This is a genomic window from Streptomyces sp. NBC_01463 (assembly GCA_036227345.1).
Lineage (GTDB): Bacteria > Actinomycetota > Actinomycetes > Streptomycetales > Streptomycetaceae > Streptomyces.
This window is the reverse complement of the sequence record CP109468.1, coordinates 6,720,446-6,741,435: the sequence shown is the minus strand read 5'-3', so window position 1 is coordinate 6,741,435 and position 20,990 is coordinate 6,720,446. Positions and strand designations below refer to the sequence as shown.

At 68.8% G+C, this 20,990-nt stretch carries 15 protein-coding genes and 1 tRNA gene; 11 read left to right on the top strand and 5 right to left on the bottom strand.

Annotated features, from left to right (window positions below; all coding sequences use genetic code 11):
* Positions 1-20 precede the first annotated feature (20 nt).
* From OG521_29715 to OG521_29685, 7 genes are all read left to right on the top strand, one after another.
* A complete protein-coding gene (locus tag OG521_29715) occupies positions 21-2,294 on the top strand; it encodes an FdhF/YdeP family oxidoreductase (GenBank protein ID WUW24716.1) in 2,274 nt (757 codons plus the stop codon).
* 111 nt (positions 2,295-2,405) lie between these two features.
* Positions 2,406-2,876 carry a hotdog fold thioesterase gene (locus OG521_29710; GenBank protein ID WUW24715.1) on the top strand — a complete coding sequence of 157 codons (471 nt, stop codon included), beginning with the start codon at positions 2,406-2,408 and terminating at the stop codon, positions 2,874-2,876.
* Positions 2,877-3,522: 646 nt separating this feature from the next.
* Positions 3,523-4,734: a branched-chain amino acid ABC transporter substrate-binding protein gene (locus OG521_29705; protein WUW26846.1), complete on the top strand. Its 1,212-nt coding sequence runs from the start codon at positions 3,523-3,525 to the stop codon at positions 4,732-4,734.
* Positions 4,735-4,834: 100 nt separating this feature from the next.
* The gene (locus OG521_29700) at positions 4,835-5,764 is read left to right on the top strand and encodes a branched-chain amino acid ABC transporter permease (protein WUW24714.1); all 930 of its coding nucleotides are present in this window, start codon (positions 4,835-4,837) and stop codon (positions 5,762-5,764) included.
* Between the two features lie 5 nt (positions 5,765-5,769).
* Positions 5,770-7,551, top strand: coding sequence for a branched-chain amino acid ABC transporter permease (locus OG521_29695; protein ID WUW24713.1), 1,782 nt, complete (start codon positions 5,770-5,772; stop codon positions 7,549-7,551).
* Between the two features lie 5 nt (positions 7,552-7,556).
* On the top strand, positions 7,557-8,462 hold the full coding sequence (locus OG521_29690) for an ABC transporter ATP-binding protein (GenBank protein ID WUW26845.1): 906 nt from the start codon (positions 7,557-7,559) through the stop codon (positions 8,460-8,462).
* Positions 8,459-9,175 carry an ABC transporter ATP-binding protein gene (locus tag OG521_29685; GenBank protein WUW24712.1) on the top strand — a complete coding sequence of 239 codons (717 nt, stop codon included), beginning with the start codon at positions 8,459-8,461 and terminating at the stop codon, positions 9,173-9,175. Before OG521_29690 ends, OG521_29685 begins: the two co-directional genes overlap by 4 nt.
* A gap of 73 nt (positions 9,176-9,248) precedes the next feature.
* On the opposite strand, the gene OG521_29680 is transcribed toward OG521_29685, so the two are convergent.
* On the bottom strand, positions 9,249-9,899 hold the full coding sequence (locus tag OG521_29680) for a response regulator (protein WUW24711.1): 651 nt from the start codon (positions 9,897-9,899) through the stop codon (positions 9,249-9,251).
* Between the two features lie 97 nt (positions 9,900-9,996).
* On the opposite strand from OG521_29680, the gene OG521_29675 reads away from it, so the two are divergent.
* Both OG521_29675 and OG521_29670 read left to right on the top strand, forming a co-directional pair.
* Positions 9,997-10,071 (top strand) — tRNA-Leu (locus OG521_29675).
* 109 nt (positions 10,072-10,180) lie between these two features.
* A complete protein-coding gene (locus tag OG521_29670) occupies positions 10,181-10,945 on the top strand; it encodes a transcriptional regulator (GenBank protein ID WUW24710.1) in 765 nt (254 codons plus the stop codon).
* 9 nt (positions 10,946-10,954) lie between these two features.
* Here the strand turns inward: OG521_29670 and pyk are convergent, their stop codons facing one another.
* Positions 10,955-12,388: a pyruvate kinase gene (gene pyk, locus OG521_29665; protein WUW24709.1), complete on the bottom strand. Its 1,434-nt coding sequence runs from the start codon at positions 12,386-12,388 to the stop codon at positions 10,955-10,957.
* 285 nt (positions 12,389-12,673) lie between these two features.
* On the opposite strand from pyk, the gene OG521_29660 reads away from it, so the two are divergent.
* Entirely contained in the window at positions 12,674-14,479 is a 1,806-nt protein-coding gene (locus OG521_29660) for a 5'-nucleotidase C-terminal domain-containing protein (protein WUW24708.1), read from the top strand.
* Between the two features lie 84 nt (positions 14,480-14,563).
* Here OG521_29660 and OG521_29655 read toward each other — a convergent pair whose 3' ends face one another.
* From OG521_29655 to pepN, 3 genes are all read right to left on the bottom strand, one after another.
* Positions 14,564-15,988: a SidA/IucD/PvdA family monooxygenase gene (locus OG521_29655; protein ID WUW24707.1), complete on the bottom strand. Its 1,425-nt coding sequence runs from the start codon at positions 15,986-15,988 to the stop codon at positions 14,564-14,566.
* The gene (locus OG521_29650; protein WUW24706.1) at positions 15,985-17,388 is read right to left on the bottom strand and encodes an aminotransferase class V-fold PLP-dependent enzyme; all 1,404 of its coding nucleotides are present in this window, start codon (positions 17,386-17,388) and stop codon (positions 15,985-15,987) included. The genes OG521_29655 and OG521_29650 overlap by 4 nt, the downstream gene beginning before the upstream one ends.
* Before the next feature lie 312 nt (positions 17,389-17,700).
* Positions 17,701-20,232: an aminopeptidase N gene (pepN, locus tag OG521_29645; GenBank protein ID WUW24705.1), complete on the bottom strand. Its 2,532-nt coding sequence runs from the start codon at positions 20,230-20,232 to the stop codon at positions 17,701-17,703.
* Between the two features lie 128 nt (positions 20,233-20,360).
* On the opposite strand from pepN, the gene OG521_29640 reads away from it, so the two are divergent.
* Positions 20,361-20,927 carry a MarR family transcriptional regulator gene (locus OG521_29640; protein ID WUW24704.1) on the top strand — a complete coding sequence of 189 codons (567 nt, stop codon included), beginning with the start codon at positions 20,361-20,363 and terminating at the stop codon, positions 20,925-20,927.
* Positions 20,928-20,990: the final 63 nt, after the last annotated feature.

Sequence of the window (20,990 nt, the reverse complement as noted above, 5' to 3'; positions counted from 1 at the left end):
CAGGCCCGAAGGGGAGCACGATGGCCACCAAGCCGCCCACCGGAGACCCGGTCCAGGACGCACCGCAGGTCGCACCCGCCCCGCACGCCGCCGCCGGGCTGCCCGCCGTCGCCCACAGCCTGCGCATCGCCCAGCAGCAGATGGGCGTGCGCCGCACCGCGCAGACCCTCCTCAAGGTCAACCAGAAGGACGGCTTCGACTGCCCCGGCTGCGCCTGGCCCGAGGGCGACAAGCGGCACACCGCCGAGTTCTGCGAGAACGGCGCCAAGGCCGTCGCCGAGGAAGCCACGCTGCGCCGCGTCACCCCGGACTTCTTCGCCGCCCACCCGGTCGCCGATCTCGCCACCCGCAGCGGCTACTGGCTCGGCCAGCAGGGGCGTATCACGCAACCCATGTACCTGCCCGAGGGCGCCGACCGGTACGAGGCCGTGACCTGGGAGCGCGCCTTCGCCGTCATGGCCGAGGAGCTCGGCGCACTCGCCTCCCCCGACGAGGCCCTCTTCTACACCTCCGGGCGCACGAGCAACGAGGCCGCGTTCCTGCTCCAGCTGTTCGCCCGCGAATTCGGCACCAACAACCTCCCCGACTGCTCCAACATGTGCCACGAGTCCTCCGGCTCGGCCCTCACCGAGACGATCGGCGTCGGCAAGGGCTCCGTCTCCCTGGAGGACCTCCACCACGCCGACCTGATCATCGTCGCCGGGCAGAACCCGGGCACCAACCACCCCCGGATGCTCTCCGCCCTGGAGAAGGCCAAGTCCGCCGGAGCGAAGATCATCTCGGTGAACCCGCTGCCCGAGGCCGGCCTGGAACGCTTCAAGAACCCGCAGACCCCCGTCGGCATGATCAGGGGGGCGGCCCTCAACGACCTGTTCCTGCAGATACGCATAGGTGGCGACCAGGCACTCTTCCGGCTCCTCAACAAGATGATCCTCGCCGCCGAGGGAGCCGTCGACGAGACCTTCGTGGCCGAACACACCCACGGCTTCGAGGAGTTCGCCGCCGCGGCGGCCGAGGCGGACTGGGATCAGACCCTCACCGCCACCGGCCTCGAACGCGCCGCCATCGAGGAGGCCCTCGCCATGGTCCTCGCCTCCCGGCGCACCATCGTGTGCTGGGCCATGGGCCTCACCCAGCACAAGCACTCCGTGCCGACCATCCGGGAAGTCGTCAACTTCCTCCTGCTGCGCGGCAACATCGGCCGGCCCGGCGCCGGGGTCTGCCCCGTCCGCGGCCACTCCAACGTCCAGGGCGACCGCACCATGGGCATCTTCGAGAGGCCGTCGACGGCGTTCCTCGACGCCCTCGACAAGGAGTTCTCCATCACCTCACCGCGGCACCACGGCTACGACGTGGTCCGCTCCATCCAGGCCCTGCGCGACGGCGACGCCAAGGTCTTCTTCGCCATGGGCGGCAACTTCGTCGCCGCCACCCCCGACACCGACGTCACCGAGGCCGCGATGCGCACCGCACGCCTCACCGTCCACGTCTCGACGAAGCTCAACCGCTCCCACGCCGTCACCGGCACCCGGGCCCTGATCCTGCCCACCCTGGGCCGCACCGACAAGGACGTCCAGGCCGGCGGCAAGCAGTTCGTCACCGTCGAGGACTCCATGAGCAAGGTGCACGCCTCCCGCGGCAACCTCACCCCCGCGAGCCCCCACCTGCTCTCCGAGCCCGCCATCGTCGCCCGTCTCGCCCGCGCCGTGCTCGGACCCGGATCCGCCACCCCCTGGGAGGAGTTCGAGAAGGACTACGCGACGATCCGCGACCGCATCTCCCGCGTCGTCCCCGGCTTCGAGAACTTCAACCAACGCGTCGCGCACCCCGGCGGGTTCACCCTCCCCCACGCCCCCCGCGACTCCCGCCGCTTCCCCACCGCCACCGGCCGGGCCAACTTCACCGCCGCCCCCGTCGAGTTCCCCGAACTCCCCGAAGGCCGGCTCCTGTTGCAGACGCTGCGCTCCCACGACCAGTACAACACCACCATCTACGGCCTCGACGACCGCTACCGCGGCATCAAGGGCGGCCGCCGCGTCGTCCTCGTCAACCCGGACGACGCCGCCGCCCTGGGCCTCGCCGACGGCGCCTACGCCGACCTCGTCGGCGAATGGAAGGACGGGGTGGAACGGCGCGCCCCCGGCTTCCGCGTCGTCCACTACCCCACCGCCCGCGGCTGCGCCGCCGCCTACTACCCCGAGACCAATGTGCTCGTCCCCCTCGGCTCCACCGCGGACACCAGCAACACCCCCGCCAGCAAGTCCGTCGTGGTGCGGTTCGAGAACCTGCGCTGATCCCCGGAGACAGCCGCGCTAAGCGCCCGCTCAGCCGTCTGATATGAACAGGGAGCACAGCCAGGACCAGCGCACAGCACCGAACCACCGCAGAGAGACGGAGCCGGACCCATGGGCGAGCACACCACACCCACGTTCCCCCAGGAGATCATCGACGAGTACGCCACCCTCGGCGTCGACCTGCCCTCCCTCTTCTCCGCGGGCCACCTCGGCGAACGCATGGGCGTCACGATCACCGAGGCCTCCGCGGACCGCGTCGTCGCCACCATGCCCGTCGAGGGCAACACCCAGCCCTACGGACTCCTGCACGGCGGCGCCTCCGCCGTCCTCGCCGAGACCCTCGGCTCGGTGGGCGCCATGCTCCACGGCGGCCCCGCCAAGCTCGCCGTCGGCGTCGACCTGAACTGCACCCATCACCGAGGGGTACGGAACGGCCTCGTCACCGGCGTCGCCACCCCCGTACACCGCGGCCGCACCACCGCCACGTACGAGATCGTCATCACCGACGAACAGGACAAGCGGGTCTGCACCGCCCGCCTCACCTGCCTCCTGCGCGACGCCCCCAAGGCCGACGCCTCCTGACCCCGCGGCACCCGCACCACCCCCTGCCCGGCCGGATCCCCAATCCGGCCGGGCAGTGTCATATCCGGGCACAACCACCGCCACGCACACCGAACTTGCACAACCACCGCAGCCAACGCCCTTGACCACCAACCCCGTTCCGTGGCCCACTCATCAGCCACGCCCGCCTGCGCACCCACCACACCGCGTCGACCCCACCAGCCCGGCTGTAACACTGCGTAACAACCGCGCAATGTGCAGCCGCCCGGCACCCCACGCCCCACCCGGCCCCGCAGGCACCGGGCGCCCCGGCACGCCCTCCCGCACCGCCGCGCACCCCCCACCGGGCGACAGCACCAAGATCGCTCCAAGCCCCTTAGCAGAGCTGCGCGTTCTCAGCATGCGGTCACTTCACCGTCCGGCAGAAAGCCGTACATGTCCACACAGCCACCTCAAGCCTTGCTCAAGGGCATAACAAGACAGTCACATCCTGCTCCACTCCCATCCCCGACCCCCACCCATGCCCTTAGAGTCACCGCCAGTCACCGCGCCGCCGGGCGCGTCTGCAGCACGGCCCTGTACCAACCAGTACGGCCCGGCGAACGACACGGCACCTCAAGCAGAGGAGGCCGCGCCAGGGAAAGGACTTTTCGTGCGACACCGTTCTTTGCTCATCCTCACCACAGTGCTCACCACAGGAGCACTGACACTCACCGCCTGCGGGTCGCGCGACGACGACAAGAAGGACAGCAGCAGCGGCGACACCCAGACCGTCGTCATCGGCGTCGACGCCCCGCTGACCGGTGACCTCTCCGCCCTCGGCCTCGGCATCAAGAACTCCGCCGACCTCGCCGCCAAAACGGCGAACAAGGACAAGACGGTCCCGGGCATCAAGTTCGAGATCCAGCCGCTCGACGACCAGGCCCAGCCCTCCGTCGGCCAGCAGAACGCCACCAAGTTCATCGACAACAAGAGCGTTCTCGGCGTCGTCGGCCCGCTGAACTCCGGCGTCTCCCAGTCGATGCAGAAGCCGCTCAACGACGCCGGCCTCACCCAGGTCTCCCCCGCCAACACGGGCACCGAGCTGACCCAGGGCGACAACTGGAAGACCGGCGACAAGAAGCGCCCCTTCAAGACCTACTTCCGCACCGCCACCACGGACCAGATCCAGGGCGCCTTCGCCGCGAAGTACCTGTACAACAACGCGAAGATCAAGCAGGTCTACCTCATCGACGACCAGAAGCCCTACGGCGCCGGTCTCGCAGCCTCCTTCAAGGCGACGTTCACCGGACTCGGCGGCAAGATCGCCGGCTCCGACCACGTCAACCCCGACGACCGCGACTTCAACGCCGTCGTCACCAAGGTCAAGAAGTCCGGCGCCAAGGCCGTCTACTACGGCGGTGAGTACCCCGCCGGCGCCCCCCTGAGCCAGCAGCTCAAGGACAGCGTCCAGATCCCGCTCATGGGCGGCGACGGCATGTACAGCGCCGACTTCATCAAGCTCAACAAGAAGGCCCAGGGCGACATCGCCACCTCCGTCGGCAAGCCCGTCGAGGAGCTCGAGTCCGCCAAGAAGTTCATCGCGGACTACAAGACGGCCGGATACAAGGACGCCTACGAGGCCTACGGCGGCGGCACCTACGACGCCACCTGGTCGATCATCGAGGCCGTCAAGGCCGTCGTCGCGGCCAATGACGGCAAGCTCCCCGACGACGCCCGCACCAAGGTCCTCGACGCGATGAGCAAGGTCAACTTCGAAGGCGTCACCGGCCCCGTCTCGTTCGACGAGTTCGGCGACACCACGAACACCATGATGACCGCCTACCAGGTCGACGGCGGCAAGTGGGCGTCCAAGCTCAGCGAGGCCTACAAGCCGTAACAAGCTCCCGGTCACGCAACGACTGACACCAGACCGCGCGGGAGCGCTACGAGCGCTCCCGCGCGGTGCCATATCCGAACCACTCCACGGAGGCCCTGCGGTGCACGAACTGCCGCAACAGCTGGCCAATGGACTCATCCTCGGCGCGATGTACGGACTCATCGCGATCGGATACACGATGGTCTACGGAATCATCCAGCTCATCAACTTCGCCCACGGCGAGATCTTCATGATCGGAGGCTTCGGAGCTCTCACCGTGTACCTCTGGATGCCGGCCGGCTCCAACCTCCTCGCGATCGTCCCCCTCATGATCATCGGCGGCGTCATATGCTCCGTCGCCATCAGCGTCGCAGCCGAACGCTTCGCGTACCGGCCGCTGCGCACCGCTCCCCGGCTCGCCCCGCTGATCACCGCGATCGGACTCTCCCTCGCGCTCCAGCAGGCCATCTGGAAGTGGTACCCCAACGCCACCAAGGACCGCCCCTTCCCCCAGTTCAAGGGCGAAGCGTTCGACGTCTTCGGCGCCCACATCCAACGCGGTGACCTCTTCGTCCTCATCGCCGCACCCATCTGCATGATCGCGCTGGGCCTCTTCGTCTCCAAGACCCGCTCCGGCCGCGGCATGCAGGCGACCAGCCAGGACCCCGACACCGCCAAGCTCATGGGCATCAACACCGACCGCATCATCGTCATGGCCTTCGCCATCGGTGCCGCGTTCGCCGCCGTCGCCGCCGTCGCCTACGGGCTCAAGAACGGCCAGATCGGCTTCAAAATGGGCTTCCTCATGGGGCTCAAGGCCTTCACCGCAGCCGTACTCGGCGGCATCGGCAACATCTACGGCGCCATGCTCGGCGGAGTCGTACTCGGCGTCGCCGAATCCCTCGCCACCGGCTACATGAGCGACGTCCCCGGCATGGACCTCTTCGGCGGCGGCGCCTGGAAGGACGTATGGGCCTTCGTCCTCCTCATCGTCGTCCTCCTGCTGCGGCCCCAGGGCCTGCTCGGCGAACGCGTCGCGGATCGGGCGTGATACGGATGACCACCCAGAACACACACGTCCCCGCACCCGCCGCCCGCATCGCCACCCTCATCGGCGCCGCGGCAGCACTCGCCGGCACCTTCCTCCCCTGGACCTGGACCTCCGAGTTCCCCGGCGACCTCACCGTCACCGGCTACCCCGGCGGCCTCCAGATCCTCACCCTCACCGCCTCGGTCCTCACCCTCCTCTTCACCCTCAGCGGATACGGCATCCCGGGACTCCGCTGGCTCACCCCCGGCGGCACCAACAGCCCCGTCCGCCTCCTCGCCCTCGCCACCCTCGGCACCACCGGCTACACCATCGGTGCGATCGCCTACGAACTCGGCGGCGTGGTCAACCTCGAACCCGGAGCCTGGGTCAGCGGCATCGGCGCACTCATCGCCCTCCTCGCCGCCCTCGCCCTCCCCAGCGACGAGCCCCTCCCCGCCGACGAACCCCGGCCGGGCGCCTGGCAGCGCTTCCGCAACAGCCTCGCCGCACCCTCCGCCGGCCGTGCCAAGGCACTCCCCGGCTGGGTGGAGATCCTCATCATCACCGCGGCCTTCGGCGCCGCCCTCTACGTCTTCACCTTCGGCGTCGACATCCCCACCGAGGAATCCGAGGAGTTCATCGGCTTCCTCATCACCGCGGGCTTCGCGTTCACCGCGCTCACCCGGGCCGGACTCATCGCCCGCATCACCGCGCTGACCACGAAGCACCGCAACGTCACCCTCACCGCCGCCCTGGCCGCGGCCTTCTGCTTCCCCTTCACCCAGGACACCGCGGAATACGCCCTCATCGGCGCGAACATCCTCATCTTCGCCACCGTCGCACTGGGCCTCAACGTCGTCGTCGGCCTCGCCGGCCTCCTCGACCTCGGCTACGTCGCCTTCCTCGGCGTCGGCGCCTACACCGCGGCCCTCGTCTCCGGCGCACCCCTCTCCGCCATCGGCGTCCACTTCCCCTTCTGGGCCGCCGTCCTCACCGGAGCCGTCGTCTCCCTGATCTTCGGCGTCCTGATCGGCGCCCCGACCCTGCGGCTGCGCGGCGACTACCTCGCCATCGTCACCCTCGGCTTCGGAGAGATCTTCCGCGTCACCGTCAACAACCTCAACGGCAACAGCGGACCCGACCTCACCAACGGCTCCCAGGGCATCCCCAGCATCCCCGACCTCAACCTGTTCGGGATCGACTTCGGACTCAGCCACGACATCGGCCCCTTCACCCTCAGCAGGCCGGCCAACTACTACCTGCTGATGCTCGTCGTCACCGCCGTCGTCGTCCTCGTCTTCCGCCGCTCCGGGGACTCCCGCATCGGCCGCGCCTGGGTCGCCATCCGCGAGGACGAGACCGCAGCCACCGCCATGGGCATCAACGCCTTCCGGCTCAAGCTGCTCGCCTTCGCCCTCGGCGCCACCCTCGCCGGACTCGCCGGAACCGTCCAGGCCCACGTCAACTACACCGTGACGCCCGAGCAGTACCAGTTCGCCGGCTCCGTACCCCCGAACTCCGCCTTCCTCCTCGCCGCCGTCATCCTCGGCGGCATGGGAACCCTCAGCGGACCCTTCGTCGGCGCCGCGCTGCTCTACCTCATCCCGGCCAAACTGCAGTTCATGCAGGACTACCAGCTCTTCCTCTTCGGCATCGCGCTCATCCTCCTGATGCGCTTCCGCCCCGAAGGCCTGGTCGCCGACCGCAGGAAACAGCTCGAATTCCACGAGAACGACGAGCTCATCGACGTACCCGAACCACGGCAGTCCGAAGACAGCGGCGCCGGCATCGCCAAGGCGGGGGCGTGACCACCATGACCACCACCACGAAGACCGCGACCACCGTCCTGGACGCCAGCGGCGTCACCATGCGCTTCGGCGGACTCACCGCCGTACGCAACGTCGACCTCACCGTCAACGCAGGCGAAATCGTCGGACTCATCGGCCCCAACGGCGCCGGCAAGACCACCTTCTTCAACTGCCTCACCGGCCTCTACGTCCCCACCGAGGGCAAGGTCAGCTACAAGGGCACCGTCCTGCCGCCCAAGCCCCACCTCGTCACCAAGGCCGGCATCGCCCGCACCTTCCAGAACATCAGGCTCTTCGCCAACATGACCGTCCTGGAGAACGTCCTCGTCGGACGCCACACCAGGACCAAGGAAGGCCTCTGGTCCGCGCTCCTGCGCCTCCCCGGCTACACCAAGGCCGAGAACGGCAGCCGCGAACGCGCCATGGAACTCCTGGAGTTCATCGGCCTCCAGGACAAGGCCGACCACCTCGCGCGCAACCTCCCCTACGGAGACCAGCGCAAGCTGGAGATCGCCCGCGCCCTCGCCAGCGACCCCGGTCTCCTCCTCCTGGACGAGCCCACCGCCGGCATGAACCCCCAGGAGACCCGGGTCACCGAAGAGCTCATCTTCGCCATCCGGGACCAGGGCATCGCCGTCCTCGTCATCGAGCACGACATGCGCTTCATCTTCAACCTCAGCGACCGCGTCGCCTGCCTCGTCCAGGGCGAGAAACTCGTCGAAGGCACCGCCGAAGTCGTCCAGAGCGACGAACGCGTCATCGCCGCCTACCTCGGCACCCCCTTCGAAGGCGCCCCCGGCGCCGAAGAAGTCGCCGAGGTCGAAGCGGCCGAAGCAGTGGCGGGAACGGGCCCCGACACGACCGCCGCCACCACGAAGGACACCACCACCGAGGAGGAGGACACCCGATGACCGCACTGCTCGAGGTCGAGGACCTCCGCGTCGCCTACGGCAAGATCGAAGCCGTCAAGGGCATCTCCTTCACCGTCGACGCCGGCCAGGTGGTCACCCTCATCGGCACCAACGGCGCCGGCAAGACCACCACCCTGCGCACCCTCTCCGGACTGCTCAAGCCCCTCGGCGGCCGCATCCTCTTCGAGGGCAAACCACTCAGCAACATCCCCGCACACAAGATCGTCTCCCTCGGAATCGCCCACTCCCCCGAGGGCCGCCACATCTTCCCCCGGCTGACGATCACCGAGAACCTCCTCCTCGGCGCCTACCTCCGCAACGACAAGGCCGGCATCGAGAAGGACATCCAGCGCGCCTACGACCTCTTCCCCATCCTCGGGGAACGCCGGAAGCAGGCCGCCGGAACCCTCTCGGGCGGCGAACAGCAGATGCTCGCCATGGGACGCGCCCTCATGTCCCAGCCCAAACTGCTCATGCTCGACGAGCCCTCCATGGGCCTCTCCCCGATCATGATGCAGAAGATCATGGAGACCATCGTCGAGCTCAAGGCCGCGGGCACCACGATCCTGCTCGTCGAGCAGAACGCCCAGGCCGCCCTGTCCCTCGCGGACCAGGGCCACGTCATGGAGATCGGCAAGATCGTCCTCTCCGGCACCGGAGCGGACCTCCTCCACGACGAGTCCGTCCGCAAGGCGTACCTCGGCGAGGACTGACCGCGATACGAAGAAGGCCCGTGCCCCGGATGTCCGGGGTGCGGGCCTTCTCTGTGTACACGTACGAGCGCGGCTACTCCGCCGCCCGCTTCTTCTCCTCGGCGTCCTCGATCAACGCCTCCGCGAGCTGCTGCATCGACAGCCGCCGGTCCATCGACGTCTTCTGGATCCAGCGGAACGCGGCGGGCTCGGACAGCCCGTAGTCCGTCTGCAGAATGCTCTTCGCGCGGTCCACGAGCTTCCGCGTCTCCAGCCGCTGCGACAGGTCCGCGACCTCGCCCTCCAGCGCCTTCAGCTCCGCGAACCGCGACACCGCCATCTCGATGGCCGGCACCACGTCGCTCTTGCTGAACGGCTTCACGAGGTACGCCATCGCCCCGGCGTCCCGGGCCCGCTCGACGAGGTCGCGCTGCGAGAACGCGGTGAGCATCAGGACGGGCGCGATGGACTCCTCGGCGATCTTCTCGGCGGCGGAGATCCCGTCGAGGACCGGCATCTTCACATCGAGGATGACCAGATCCGGCTTGTGCTCCCGGGCCAGCTCGACAGCCTGCTGCCCGTCCCCGGCCTCACCGACGACCGAGTACCCCTCTTCTTCAAGCATCTCTTTGAGGTCGAGGCGGATGAGCGCCTCGTCCTCGGCGATGACGACGCGGGTCGTCAGCGGCGGGACGTGCGACTTGTCGTCGTCGGCGACGGGCTGGGGCGACTCGGGGGTGGTCACGGGGCTCCTTGGTTCAGGGCAGGTACAGCTCCCACGAGCCTACCTAGCTACGATATGGTGGCACTACGCAGGGCAGGGGACACCCTTCCTTTCCAAGGCCCCAGTACTCCAACTGGTTAGAGAGGCCGCTCTCAAACAGCGGACAGTGTGGGTTCGAATCCCACCTGGGGCACTTTTCCTTAGATTCCAAGGTTGAGCGAAAATGGCGTAGATTCACGTGATCGTGTGGCTGCAGGGCCGTTCCGGCCCTCGGGTGTAAAGATCCGTCCAAGCTCGGCCGTGTGTACGACCTTGAAACACGCAAGCACGCGCTGGCTCTCCTTGATCAGGGCTTCAGCCAGAACTCCGTAAGCAAGCAGACCGGCATTTCGCGAGCCGCAATCCGTTCCTGGCTCGCGCGAATAGAGCCCCTAGGCTACGACCGTGGCCGCGAATGCCCTCGATGTGGCGATACGCCCAGGCCCCCGGACACCCCTGCCGCCTACTCATACCTGCTCGGCCTTTACCTCGGCGACGGCTGCATCAGCGCAACCAAGCGAGGCGTGTACAGCCTCCGCATCGCATGCGCCGATGCCTGGCCCGGTCTCATCAACGCCTGCGTCGACGCCGTACAGATCACGCGACCGACCAACAAGGTATGTCTCGTGCCGAGTCAGGGCTGTCAGTACGTCACATCCTTCAGCAAGCACTGGCCCTGCTTCTTCCCTCAGCACGGGCCCGGCAAGAAGCACCATCGCGAAATCGCCCTCACCACCTGGCAGCAGGAAATTGTGGACGCACATCCTTGGGAGTTCATCCGAGGCCTCATCCACTCCGACGGTTGCCGGATCACGAACTGGACCACACGCGTAGTCGGCGGCGAGCAACGGCGCTACGAGTACCCCCGCTACTTCTTCACCAACCTTTCGACCGACATCCTGGGACTCTTCACCAGCACGCTCGACCAGGTCGGAGTCGAGTGGAAGAACACCAACGGGAAGAACATCTCCGTCGCCCGACGGGCATCCGTAGCGCTCATGGATGCACACGTCGGGCCGAAATACTGAGCGAGCCCCCTACTTCGGGCTGTCGTCCTCGCCGATGTGGTGCACGCGTACCAGGTTCGTCGAGCCCGCGACGCCCGGCGGGGAGCCTGCCGTGATGACGACCACGTCGCCCCTCCGGCAGCGGCCGATCTTCAGCAGTTCCTCGTCGACCTGCGCCACCATCGCGTCCGTCGAGTCCACGTGCGGCCCCAGGAACGTCTCCACGCCCCACGTGAGGTTCAGCTGGGAGCGGGTGGCCGGGTCCGGGGTGAAGGCGAGGAGCGGGATGGGTGAGCGGTAGCGGGAGAGGCGCTTGACCGTGTCGCCGCTCTGGGTGAAGGCGACCAGGAACTTCGCGCCGAGGAAGTCGCCCATCTCCGCTGCCGCGCGGGCGACCGCGCCGCCCTGGGTGCGGGGCTTGTTGCGGTCGGTGAGGGGCGGGAGGCCCTTCGCGAGGATGTCCTCCTCCGCCGCTTCGACGATGCGGGACATCGTGCGGACCGTCTCGATGGGGTACTTGCCGACGCTCGTCTCGCCGGAGAGCATCACCGCGTCCGTGCCGTCGATGACGGCGTTGGCGACGTCGGACGCCTCGGCGCGGGTGGGCCGGGAGTTGTCGATCATCGAGTCGAGCATCTGCGTCGCGACGATGACCGGCTTGGCGTTGCGCTTGGCCAGTTTGATCGCGCGCTTCTGGACGATCGGGACCTGCTCCAGGGGCATTTCGACGCCGAGGTCGCCGCGGGCGACCATGATGCCGTCGAAGGCGGCGACGATGTCGTCGATGTTCTCGACGGCCTGTGGCTTCTCGACCTTGGCGATGACGGGGAGGCGGCGGCCTTCCTCGTCCATGATGCGGTGGACGTCCTCGATGTCGCGTCCGCTGCGGACGAAGGAGAGGGCGATGATGTCGGCGCCGGTGCGCAGGGCCCAGCGGAGGTCTTCGATGTCCTTCTCGGAGAGGGCGGGGACGGAGACGGCGACGCCGGGGAGGTTGAGTCCCTTGTGGTCGGAGACCATGCCGCCCTCGATGACGGTGGTGTGGACGCGGGGGCCGTCGACCTGGGTGACTTCGAGGGTGACGCGGCCGTCGTCGATGAGGATGCGTTCGCCGGCGGTGACGTCGTGTGCGAGGCCGGTGTAGGTGGTGCCGCAGGTGTGGCGGTCGCCTTCCATCGGTTCGACGGTGATGGTGAAGTCGTCGCCGCGTTCAAGGAGTACGGGTCCTTCACGGAAGCGCCCGAGGCGGATCTTCGGGCCTTGAAGGTCGGCGAGGATGCCGACGCTGCGTCCGGCCTCGTCGGATGCTTTGCGTACGCGGTGGTAGCGCTCTTCGTGTTCGGCGTAGGTGCCGTGGCTGAGGTTGAGGCGGGCGATGTCCATTCCCGCCTCGACCAGGGCTTTGATCTGGTCGTATGTATCGGTGGCGGGTCCCAGGGTACAAACGATTTTGGCTCGGCGCATGGTTTGAGCCTAGACCTTACCTACGGGTAGTTAATTGGCTGCGCATGACTCCTCAACAACCTTTGGGTGAAGGGTTTTTGACAAGTGTTGAATTGTGCGGCGGGGTGCTCGGATGAGCATTCCGCCGGGGCGCTGGAGGCTGTCGGCGGCTGGTCATCGGATGGAAACCTGCCGGGGGTGTTGCCGGGGGCGGTGTGTGGGTGATTATCTACGCGCGTTGTCCGCGCGTGCGTGGGATCTACGCGCGTTGTGTACGGAGTGAACTGCGATGTGGGAGAGAACGAGATGCCGCTGAACCGAAGGACGTTCCTGGGTACGTCGGCCGCGGCCGGTGCGGGTGTGGCGATCGCCGGCGGGGCGGCGGCCCCGGCCGAGGCGCATGGTCACGGGCACGGCCACGGGCGTCCGCCGAAGCGGTACTCGTTCACCGTGATGGGGACGACGGATCTGCACGGGAACGCGTTCAACTGGGACTACTTCACGGACAAGGAGTTCGACGACAAGGACCACAACGACGTCGGTCTGGCGAAGATCTCGACGCTGGTGGACCAGGTGCGCCGGGAGAAGGGCCGCCACAACACCCTGATGATCGATGCGGGTGACACGATCCAGGGCACGCAGTTGTCGTACTACTACGCGAAGATCGATCCGATCACGGCGAAGCACGGTCCGGTGCATCCGATGGCGCAGGCGATGAACGCGATCGGGTACGACGCGGCGGCGCTGGGCAACCACGAGTTCAACTACGGCATTCCGGTGCTGCGGAAGTTCGAGGAGCAGTGTGATTTCCCGCTGCTGGGGGCGAACGCGCTGGACGCGAAGACGTTGCGGCCGGCGTTCGCGCCGTATGTGATCAAGAAGCTGCGTACGCCGCACGGCCGGGATGTGAAGGTGGCGATCCTGGGTCTGACCAACCCGGGGATCGCGATCTGGGACAAGGTGAACGTGGGCGGGAAGATGGTGTTCCCGGGTCTTGAGGAGCAGGCGGCGAAGTACGTGCCGCGGCTTCGTTCGATGGGTGCGGACGTGGTGATCGTGTCGGCGCACTCGGGGAACAGCGGGACGTCGTCGTACGGCGATCAGATTCCGTACGTGGAGAACGCGGCGGGTCTGGTGGCGGAGCAGGTGCCGGGGATCGACGCGATTCTGGTGGGTCATGCGCATCTGGAGATCCCCGAGTACTTCGTGGAGAACAAGGAGACCGGTAAGAAGGTCGTGCTGTCGGAGCCGTTGAAGTGGGGGCAGCGGCTGACGCTGTTCGACTTCGACCTGGTGTGGGAGAAGGGCCGTTGGGTGGTCGAGAAGGCCGGTTCCCAGGTGCTGAACTCCAACACGGTGGCGGAGGACCGGAAGATCACGAGGCTGCTGGCGGACGAGCACAAGAAGGTCGTGGCGTACGTCAACCAGGTGATCGGCACGTCGGCTGCGGCGATGACGACGGCCGAGGCGGCGTGGAAGGACGAGCCGATCATCGATCTGATCAACGTCGTCCAGACGGAGACGGTGAAGGCGGCGCTGGCGGGTGGCGAGTACGCGGCGCTGCCGGTGCTTTCGCAGGCCTCGTGCTTCTCGCGTACGGCGCAGATTCCTGCGGGGAATGTGACGATCAAGGATGCGGCGGGGCTGTATCCGTTCGAGAACACCCTTGAGGCGCGTTTGGTGACGGGTGCGCAGATCAAGGACTATCTGGAGTTCTCGGCGCGGTATTACGTGCAGACGGCGGCGGGTGCTCCGGTGGATCCGGAGAATCTGACGAACGCGGGCAGCACGCCGGACTACAACTATGACGCGGTGTCGGGGCTGACGTACGACATCGATATCGCGAAGCCGAATGGTTCGCGGATCGTGGGTCTGTCGTTCGAGGGGAAGGCGATTGATCCGGCGGCGCAGTTCGTGCTGGCGGTGAACAACTACCGGGCGAGCGGCGGGGGCAACTTCCCGCATGTGCCGGCTGCGAAGCAGCTGTGGGCGAATTCCGAGGAGATCCGGAACACGATCATCGCGTGGGTGCAGGCGAAGGGTTCGGTGGACGGTGCCGAGTTCGCTTCGGTGGACTGGCGTCTGACGCGGGACGGTACGCCGGTGTTCTAGCCGGGTGCGGGTCCGTGTGTGCGGGGCGGCCGCTCTCTTCCTTCGTGGGAGGGGGCGGCCGCCCTTCTCTGTGTGCGGGGTGGGTCAGTTGGTGCGGACGAGAGGGATGAGGGCGGGGTTCTGGGCCGGGATGTGGGGGTGGGGGGTGAGGCCGAAGGTGGTGAAGGCGGTGCGTTGCGGGAGGGGGTAGGGGGTGGTGCCGGTGAGGTTGTTGAGGATGGTGGCGCTGCGCCAGGCGGCGAGGCCGAGGTCGGGGGCGCCGACGCCGTGGGTGTGGCGTTCGGCGTTCTGTACGTAGATGTTGCCGGTGATGGTGGGGTCGAGGTCGAGGCGGTACTGGTCGTCGATGCGGGGGCGTCCGGCGGCGTCGCGGCGCAGGTGGGTGCCGAGGCTGCCGAGGATCTGGTCCAGGGGGCGTTCGCGGTAGCCGGTGGCGAGGACGACGGCGTCGGTGGTGAGGCGGGTGCGGGTGCCTTGCTGGGTGTGTTCGAGGTGGAGTTCGACGCGGGTGGTGGCGACGCGGCCCGCGGTGCGTACGGAGACGCCGGGGGTGAGGGTGGCGTCGGGCCAGCCGCCGTGGAGGGTGCGGCGGTAGAGCTCGTCGTGGATGGCGGTGATGGTGTCGTGGTCGATGCCCTTGTGGAGTTGCCATTGGTCGGGGACGAGTTGGTCGCGTACGGATTCGGGGAGTGCGTGGAAGTAGCGGGTGTAGTCGGGGGTGAAGTGTTCGAGGCCGAGTTTGGAGTACTCCATGGGGGCGAAGGCGGGGGTGCGGGCGAGCCAGTGGAGCTTTTCGCGGCCGGCGGGGCGGGCGCGGAGGAGGTCGAGGAAGATCTCGGCGCCGGACTGTCCGGAGCCGATGACGGTGATGTGTTCGGCGTCGAGGAGCTGCTGGCGGTGGTGGAGGTAGTCGGCGGAGTGGATGACGGGGACGGAGCCTGCGTCGGCGAGGGGTTTGAGGGGTTCGGGGATGTGGGGTTCGGTGCCGATGCCGAGGGCGATGTGGCGGGTGTGGGCGCGGCCGAGGGCTTCGGCTTCGCCGTCCTGGTCGAGCTGGGTGAAGTCGACTTCGAAGTGGGCGTGTTCGGGGTTCCAGCGGATGGCGTCGACCTGGTGGCTGAAGTGGAGGCTGGGGAGTTGCTGGCTGACCCAGCGGCAGTAGGCGTCGTATTCGGCGCGTTGGATGTGGAAGCGCTCGGCGAAGTAGAAGGGGAAGAGCCGGTCGCGGGTGCGTAGGTAGTTCAGGAGGGTCCAGGGGCTGGTGGGGTCGGCGAGGGTGACGAGGTCGGCGAGGAAGGGGACTTGGAGGCTGGCGCCGTCGATGAGGAGGCCGGGGTGCCAGTGGAAGGCGGGGCGCTGGTCGTAGAACGTGGCGGTGAGGGGTTCGCGGATGCCGTGGGCGAGGGCGGCGAGGGAGAGGTTGAAGGGGCCGATGCCGATCCCGACGAGGTCGTGCGGCTGGTCGGTCTGGGGGGTGGGCCGGTCGGACCGGGCTGGCCGGGCTGTCATCGGTTGGGGCTGCCTTCCGTGATGTCTGTGGCGAGGTGGGTGACGAGGCCGAGGAGTCGGTCGAGGTCGTCGGGGGTGGTGTGGGGGTTGAGGAGGGTGGCCTTGAGCCAGAGGCGGCCTTGGATGTGGGTGCGGCCGAGTACGGCGTGGCCCCGGTCGAGGAGGGTGCGGCGGATGGTGGCGACGGTGTGGTCGTCGGTGTCGGTGGGGCGGAAGAGGACGGTGCTGATGGTGGGGCGGTCGTAGAGGTCGAGGGCGGGGTTCTTGGTGATGAGGTCGGCGAGTCGGTGGGCGGCGGTGCAGGTGCGGTCGATGAGGTCGGCGAGTCCGGTGCGGCCGAGTGCCTGGAGGGTGACGGCGATCTTGAGTACGTCGGGGCGGCGGGTGGTGCGCAGGGATCGGCCGAGGAGGTCGGGGAGTCCGGCTTCGGTGTCGTCGTCGGCGTTGAGGTAGGGGGCGTGGTGGTGGAGGGCGTGGAGGTGGTGGCGGTCGGGGACGGCGAGGATGCCGGCTGATGCGGGTTGCCAGCCGAGTTTGTGGAGGTCGAGGGTGACGCTGTGGGCGCGGTCGAGGCCGGTGAGTTTGGTGCGGTGGGTGGGGCTGAGGAGGAGTGGTCCGCCGTAGGCGGCGTCGATGTGGAGTTCGGCGCCGTGGGTGTCGCAGAGGTCGGCGATGTCGGTGAGGGGGTCGATCTGGCCGGTGTCGGTGGTCCCTGCGGTGGCGGTGACGAGGAGCGGGCCGTGGCCCTGGTGGCGGGTGAGGGTGTCGCCGAGGGCGGTGAGGTCGATGGTTCCGTGGGGGGCGGGGACGGTGAGGGGTGTGGGGAGGCCGAGGAGCCAGGTGGCGCGGGTGATGCTGTGGTGGGCGTTGCTGCCGGTGATGGTCTGGATGGCGCCGTGGCGTTCGCGGGCGAGGAGCAGGGCGAGTTGGTTGGCTTCGGTGCCGCCGGTGGTGACGAGGGCGTCGGGTGCGGGGTGGCGGGGGTAGATCTCGGCGGCGAGGGCGGCGGTGGTGTCGGCTTCGAGGGCGGAGGCGGCGGGGGCCTGGTCCCAGGAGTCCATGGAGGGGTTGAGGGCGGAGGCGGCGAGGTCGGCTGCGGTGGCTAGGGCGAGGGGCGGTGTGTGGAGGTGGGCTGCGCAGAGCGGGTCCGCGGGGTCGGCCGCGCCTTCGGTGAGGGCGCCGATGAGGGTGGCGAGTGCGTGGTGGGCGCCGGTTCCGTGTTCGGGGATGACGGGGTCGAGGGCGGCGCGCAGCTGGGTGGTGACGGTGTCGGGTCCGCCCGCGGGGAGGGGGCCGTCGCGGCGGCGGGCGCCTTCTTGGAGGGCGGTGAGGACGGTGTCGATGAGGGGGCGCAGGGCGGTGGGTCCGGTGGTGGATCCGGCGAGGGGTGGGGTGGGCATGGCTGGCTGGCCCTTCGGGTGCACACGGGTGGACATGCCAGCTTGTCCGGGTTTCGGTGGGCGCGGCCGGTGAGCTCGGTGATCTGAACTCGAAAGGGGGATGGGCCGGCGCTTGGGGGTGTTGGCGTGGGGTGCGGGTGGTAGGGGTGCGCGGGCAGTTGGGTCGGGACGGGGAGCCGGACACGGAGTCGCATGGGAGGGGGCGGGTTCGGTTGCGGTCGTGCCCGGATACGGGTGTGCCCGGCCCGTCCTCGGGTGAGGGCGGGCCGGGCACGGGTGGTGCGGGTGGTGCGGGTGGTGCGGGGCCTCGGGTCAGTGGGCGGTGCGGACGGTGAGGGCGCGGCGCAGGTCGTCGATCTGGTCGGCGAGCTTGCGGTGCAGGGCGGGGATGAGGGCCCGGTCGGTGAGGGCCTGTTCGCCGAGGCGGAGGCTGTCTGTGTCGACGGCGTACGCGGGGAAGGCGTAGCGTCCGGCGGCTTCGGCGATGGCGGGGCCGCGGCGTACGGCGAGCGCGGTGGCGTCGGGGTAGTAGCGGGGCACGTACGAGGTGACGAGGTCGGTCTGTTCGGGCTGCCAGAAGCCTTGGGCGGTGGCGGTGAACAGGTAGTTGGACAGGGTGTCGTCGCCGAACATGGCGTTCCAGGCGGCGGCCTTGGCCTCGGGGGTGGGCAGGGCGGCGCGGCAGCGGGCGGCGCCTTCCTGGCCGGTGGCGCTGGGGTCGGCTTCGAGTGCGGCGGCGATGGCGGTTTCGTCGGTGGCGCCGAGGACGGCGAGGCGGGTGAGGATGCGCCAGCGCAGTTCGGGGTCGAGTTCGGGGCCGCCGGGGACGGTGCCGTCGGTGAGCCAGCCGTGGATGGTGTCGGGCTGGGTGGCGGCGGCGATGAAGTGGCGGACGGCGGTGAGGCGGAGTCCGGGGTGGCTGCCGTCCTCGGTGCGGCGGATCAGGTCGCGGGTGAGGGCGGTGAGGGTGGCGAGGGCGGCGGGCCGGTCCTCGGGGGTGACGTAGCGTGCGGCGACCTGGGTGTCGGCGAAGGCGAGTACGCCCTGGAGGAGGGCCAGGTCCGTCTCGTGCGGGAGGTGGGTGCGGGCCGTTTCGAGGTAGGTGGCGGGGGCGAGTTCGCCGTCGCGGACCATGTCGCGGGCGGCGTTCCACACGACGGCCCTGGTGAGGGCGTCGGGGATGCCGGAGAGGCTGTCCAGGACGGTGCGCCAGGAGTCCGGGTCGAGGCGGATCTTGGCGTAGGTGAGGTCGTTGTCGTTGAGGACGACGAGGGCGGGGCGGCGGCCGGGGCGGGTGACGGCGCCGTCCTGGGTGGCGTTCTCCTCGGTGGCGCTCTCCTGGGGGATGCCGATGTCGAAGCGGTCGCGCAGGACGAGCCGGTCGGGGCCGGACTGGGTGTCGATGGTGTGGTCGTAGGTGCCGACGGTGATGCGGTGGGGGCGGGTCCCGTGGTGGTCGACGGCGAGGGACCAGGTGGTGTCGGCCTCGTCGACGTGCGGGGTGAGGGTGTCGACTCCGGTGGTGCGCAGCCACTGGTCGGCCCAGGCGTGGACGTCGCGGTCGGTGGCGGAGGCGAGGTTGTCGATGAAGTCCGCGAGGGTGGCGTTGGCGAACCTGTGGCGGGCGAAGTGGGTGTTGATGCCCGCGAGGAAGTCCTTCTCGCCGAGCCAGGCGACGAGCTGGCGCAGGGCGGATGCGCCCTTGGCGTAGGAGATGCCGTCGAAGTTGAGCATCGCGGACGCGGTGTCGGGGACGGCGGCGGGGTCGGGTGCCACGGGGTGGGTGGAGGGGCGCTGGTCGGCGTCGTATCCCCAGCCCTTGCGGGCGACGCCGAAGTCGACCCAGGTGTCGGTGAAGCGTGTGGCTTCGGCGAGGGTCTGGTAGCCCATGTACTCGGCGAAGGACTCGTTGAGCCAGATGTCGTCCCACCAGGCGAGGGTGACGAGGTCGCCGAACCACATGTGGGCCATCTCGTGGGCGATGACCATGCCGCGGGTCTGGCGTTCGGTGTCGGTCACGGCCGAGCGGTAGACGAACTCGTCGCGGAAGGTGACGAGGCCGGGGTTCTCCATGGCGCCCGCGTTGAACTCGGGGACGAAGGCCTGGTCGTAGGAGTCGAACGGGTAGGGCTCGTCGAACTTCTCCTGGAACCGGTCGAAGCAGGCGCGGGTGATGTCGAGGATCTCGTCGGCGTCGTCGTCGAGGTGGGGGGCCAGGGAGCGGCGGCAGTGGATGCCGAAGGGCAGTCCGGCGTGTTCGGTGGTCACGGAGTGCCAGGGGCCGGCGGCGACGGCGACGAGATAGGTGGAGACCGGCGGGGTGGGGGCGAGGGCCCAGCGGCCTTCGCCGGTGTGCTCGGCGATGCCGTTGCCGAGGACGGTCCAGCCTTCGGGGGCGGTGACGGTGAGGGCGAAGACGGACTTGAGGTCGGGCTGGTCGAACGCGCCGAAGACGCGCTGGACGTCGTCCATGAAGAGCTGGGTGTAGACGTAGGTCTCGTCGTCGGTGGGGTCGGTGAAGCGGTGCATGCCTTCGCCGGTGCGGGAGTAGCGCATGGCGGCGTCGATGTGCAGTTCGTGGGGGCCTGCGGTGAGCGCGGTGAGGGGGAAGCGGTTCTCGTCGAGGTCCGCGGGGTCCAGTGCGTGTCCGTCGAGGCTGATGGAGCGCAAGGTGGCGGGCTTGATCTCGACGAAGGTGTCACCGTCGGCCAGGGCGGTGAACCGGATGACGGTTCGGGAGTCGAAGGTTTCCTCCCCCGCGGTCAGATCGAGGTCGATCGTGTACCGCTGTACGTCGAGGAACTGGGCTCGGGCCTGCGCTTCATCGCGCATCAGTACGGACATGGGGGCCATGCTGCCGTATGCGGGGTGCGGTGTGCAGGCGGGTTCTCGCTGGGCTGACGGGGGCCGACGTCGTCCTTTGAGGGCTAAGATTCTTGATGACGGTGTACCTGTACGGAGGAGTGCCCGGGATGGCGAAGAACCAGGCGTCCGCGGGGTCCGCGGCATCTGCGGGGCCGGCCGGGTCCGCGCCGCGGGAGGACGCGGTGGCGTCGATCGTGGCGGACTGGCGGCGGGAGCGGCCCGAGCTGGACACGGCTCCGCTGGAGGTGTTCGGCCGGCTGCACCGGGCGTTCCTGCGGTACAGCGCGGCGATCTCGCGGCCGGTGGAGCGCAAGGGGCTGTCGATGGCCGGGTTCGATGTGCTGACGGCGCTGCGCAGGGCGGGGGCGCCGTTCCGGCGTACGGCGGGTGAGCTGGCCGATTCCGGGCTGATCAGCTCGGCGGGGGTCACGTTGCGGATCGACCGTCTGGAGAAGGACGGGCTGATCCGGCGGGAGCGGGATCCGGAGGACCGCCGGGTGGTGCACTCGCGGCTGACGGACGAGGGGCTGTCGGTGATCGACGAACTGTTCTCGGAGCATCTGGACAACGAGCGGCGGATGCTGGCGGGGCTGACCGCGGCGGAGTGCGGGCAGTTGGCGGGGTTGCTGGAGAAGCTTGAGCGGTCTGTGCTGGCTGCGGAGTCGGGGGCGTAGCGGTTTGGCGGGGGCGGGCTTGGCGGGGGCGCTCCGCGGGGGCACCGGGGCCCCGGTGCGGGG